Source organism: Candidatus Methanoperedens sp. (genome assembly GCA_012026795.1).
In the GTDB taxonomy this organism is placed as follows: domain Archaea; phylum Halobacteriota; class Methanosarcinia; order Methanosarcinales; family Methanoperedenaceae; genus Methanoperedens.
In genome coordinates this window covers 1-3,006 of the sequence record VEPM01000061.1, presented here as the reverse complement: position 1 = coordinate 3,006, position 3,006 = coordinate 1, and the positions used below count along the sequence as shown (strand labels likewise).

At 42.2% G+C, this 3,006-nt stretch carries 3 protein-coding genes; all 3 read left to right on the top strand.

The features are described 5' to 3' along the window. Window positions 1-184: 184 nt before the first annotated feature. From FIB07_18130 to FIB07_18120, 3 genes are read left to right on the top strand one after another with little or no spacing between them, the layout of a single operon-like run. Complete coding sequence (locus FIB07_18130) at window positions 185-1,120, top strand: replication factor A (protein NJD54761.1); 936 nt, start codon at window positions 185-187, stop codon at window positions 1,118-1,120. A gap of 3 nt (window positions 1,121-1,123) precedes the next feature. Continuing rightward, a complete protein-coding gene (locus FIB07_18125) occupies window positions 1,124-1,699 on the top strand; it encodes a DNA-binding protein (GenBank protein ID NJD54760.1) in 576 nt (191 codons plus the stop codon). 53 nt (window positions 1,700-1,752) lie between these two features. Beyond that, complete coding sequence (locus tag FIB07_18120) at window positions 1,753-2,928, top strand: hypothetical protein (GenBank protein NJD54759.1); 1,176 nt, start codon at window positions 1,753-1,755, stop codon at window positions 2,926-2,928. Window positions 2,929-3,006 lie beyond the last annotated feature (78 nt).

Genomic DNA, 3,006 nt, shown 5'->3' with positions numbered 1-3,006 from the left:
GGTTTTCTCTGCTTATACCGCAAGAATAATAAGACGATACAGCAGTATTTATTTTTCATGTTTATCTATGAACCAGCAGGTTCATGATTAGTTTCACCCCGCTCCGGTAAGGTTTATATCCTCACAGGATAAGGTATAGTTGCCTCTCAAACACTAAAATCAAACAAGAGGCTTGAGGAAATATATGATAGAAATAGCAAAACAGATAGAAGCCCGATTCTTAGAACTGGGCGTTAAAGTAGAGATAAGTGAAATCAATAAAATGCTGGATCAATTGATCAACAGGTTCAAGGTCCCGCCTGAAGAAGCTCGTCGAAACGTAACAAATCACTTTTTAAAGAAACATAATATCCCGAAAACTGAATTTTTCACGCAACGTGAAACGCCGCAGGTTAAGGCATCAGATATAAAAGAGGATGGAAAGTGGGTGACCCTTCGCTGCAAAGTAGTGCAGTTGTGGGAGACAAACCATGAATCTCTTTCCCAGACAGGATTGCTGGGTGATGAATCAGGAACAGTGGCATTTAAGAAATGGACAAAGGCAAACCTTCCCCAGGTCGAGGAAGGAAAAAGCTATATATTCAAGAATGTTGCAACCTCCGAATGGCAGGGGCGTTTCAGCGTCAGCCTGAACAAGACCAGTGAAATTATCCCTGTATCTGAAGATATCAAGGTAGGAAATACTCTTGTTGAATTCCAGGGCGCGATCGTTGATATCCAGAGCGGCTCAGGACTGATAAAGCGATGCCCGCAATGCAACAGGGCGCTAATAAAAGGCGCATGCGGCGAACACGGAAAGGTCGATGGAATATATGACCTGAGAGTCAAAGCTGTCATGGATAACGGGGAAAAAGTGCAGGACATCCTGATGAACAGGGAAGTGACAGAAGCTTTTACCGGCATTACCCTTGACAAAGCAAAGGAAATGGCAACAGAGGCGCTTGACCAGGCTGTTGTGCTCGATGTTATCAAGAGCAAGCTGGTGGGACGCTATTATGTGGTGACCGGAGCAAAGCTTGACAGGTTCATACTCGTTAATACGATCAAGCAGGATGTAAAGCCCATAGAGGAAGACATCAAGAGGGTACTTGCAGCAACTGCGGTTGCAGTGGAGGCGTAAAACATGGCTGAAAACGGATCAGGATTCGTACGTGAAATAGCGCACCGCATATTCGCAGCAGAGTTAAAAGAATCAAACCTCCAGGCAAAGGAAGGGCAGGACCAGTATTCACCGCAATATCTTATCACCCCGACCGGCGCAAAAGCAAATCGCGTCTTCATCGTTGGCACACTCACGGAAAAAGAAGACATCGGAACAGATTCCGAATTCTGGCGCGGGCGCATCGTTGACCCCACCGGTGCATTCTTCGTATCAGCAGGGCAGTACCAGCCCGATGCCGCGCAGGTGCTTGCAAAGTCCGCACCACCGGAGTTCATAGCTGTTATTGGAAAACCCACGACTTTTACGACCAAAGAAGGAAATGTCCTTGTGTCCATCAGGGCTGAATCCATGCATGTTGTGGATGGCGCTACAAGAGATAGATGGGTAGTTGAGACCGCAGACCTGACCACAAAGAGGCTTGCAAAATTGCAGGGTAATGAGCCTGATGCAGTGAAGGCAAGGGAGCATTATTCTACGAATGTGGAGCAGTACAAGGCGATGGTGGCAACGGCGCTTGAGTCGATGAGGGCACGGTAGGGAGTGCCCCTTTTATTTTTTAAATTTGATTATAATAAAGAGGTAAGAATAGATTGAATCTTTTAGTAAATATCGGAATACCATATTTATGGGGTAATCAAACATTCCAAAAGAACGAATGGGGATCTTTAAATTTTTTAGTAGGTCCTAACGGAACTGGAAAGACAAAATTTGCAGAACAATTAAAAGATCGATGTCAAGCTCAAGGGCTAAAAACTCGCTATCTGAATGCAGAGCGTCTTACGGGATTTGAAAAACAGAATTATAATCTCTTTGGATATAGCCAAATGGAAAGAGGATTGGATATTGGGCAGTTTTCAGATTATAAGAATCAAGGAAGAGCTTATGGCTTATCCGCCGGAGCATTCGTTATCCTGAAGGAAAAACTCGATGTGAGAATAAGGGTAGAAGCAAGTTTATCTCAATTATTCGGAAGACGCATTCGCTTGGCTGAAGAGGGAGGTTTTCTAAAACCTAAGATGCAAAAGATTCAGGGTGGAGATGAATATGGGATGAAAGAAAGTGAATGTCATGGCCTTAAGGAACTTATCACATTATTAACTTTTATTTATGATGATGAATACAATTGTTTAATTATTGATGAACCTGAATTGCACTTACATCCACAATTCCAAACTCTTTTTCTTCAAGAGATCAGGCACATAGCTGGAGACCCACGAATTGACCCAAATAAAAAGTGCTTCTTTATAATTACTCATTCACCTTACTATGTTGACATCCGAACACCGAATGATTTGAAGCATTGTGTAGTTTTTCAACCTGATAAGCCTCCTAGTTATGTAAATCAATTGGACGGTGATGACGAGTGGAAGATAAAACGCTTGCTACCAAGGCTAAATACTCACCATAAACAATTCTTTTTTGCATCGCGTCCAATATTTGTAGAAGGGTACACTGATCAACAACTTTTCACCTTGATACAAGAAAAGAGAGGAAAATTGCTCGGCGCCGCAGGGGTTTGCATTATTGATGTTGGTGGAAAGGATGAATTGGATTTTTTTTTCAGATTATGCAAGAAATTAAACATTGATGCTCAGTTTATCACAGATTTAGATACGTCCATTTGCGGTAAATTAAGACAATCTGTGTCTCAAGATACTCGATGTACGGAATATCTGCAAGAAGAGGGGTTAGGGCTTAATTTAATGAGCTCCATTGGTGAAGTTTTAACAGCAATTGATGATTGCTTAAGTACGCCTTCAAGTTGAATTAAGCTCTTTTTCAAAAAATGCACTGACTGTATAAATTGCATCTAAAGGTGATTGGAAATCGCTATTGTCCAAAAC

Excerpts from the sequence above, each read along its gene's own strand:
- FIB07_18125 (NJD54760.1), top strand. The coding sequence starts at position 1,124 with ATGGCTGAAAACGGATCAGGATTCGTACGTGAAATAGCGCACCGCATA.
- FIB07_18130 (NJD54761.1), top strand. The coding sequence starts at position 185 with ATGATAGAAATAGCAAAACAGATAGAAGCCCGATTCTTAGAACTGGGC.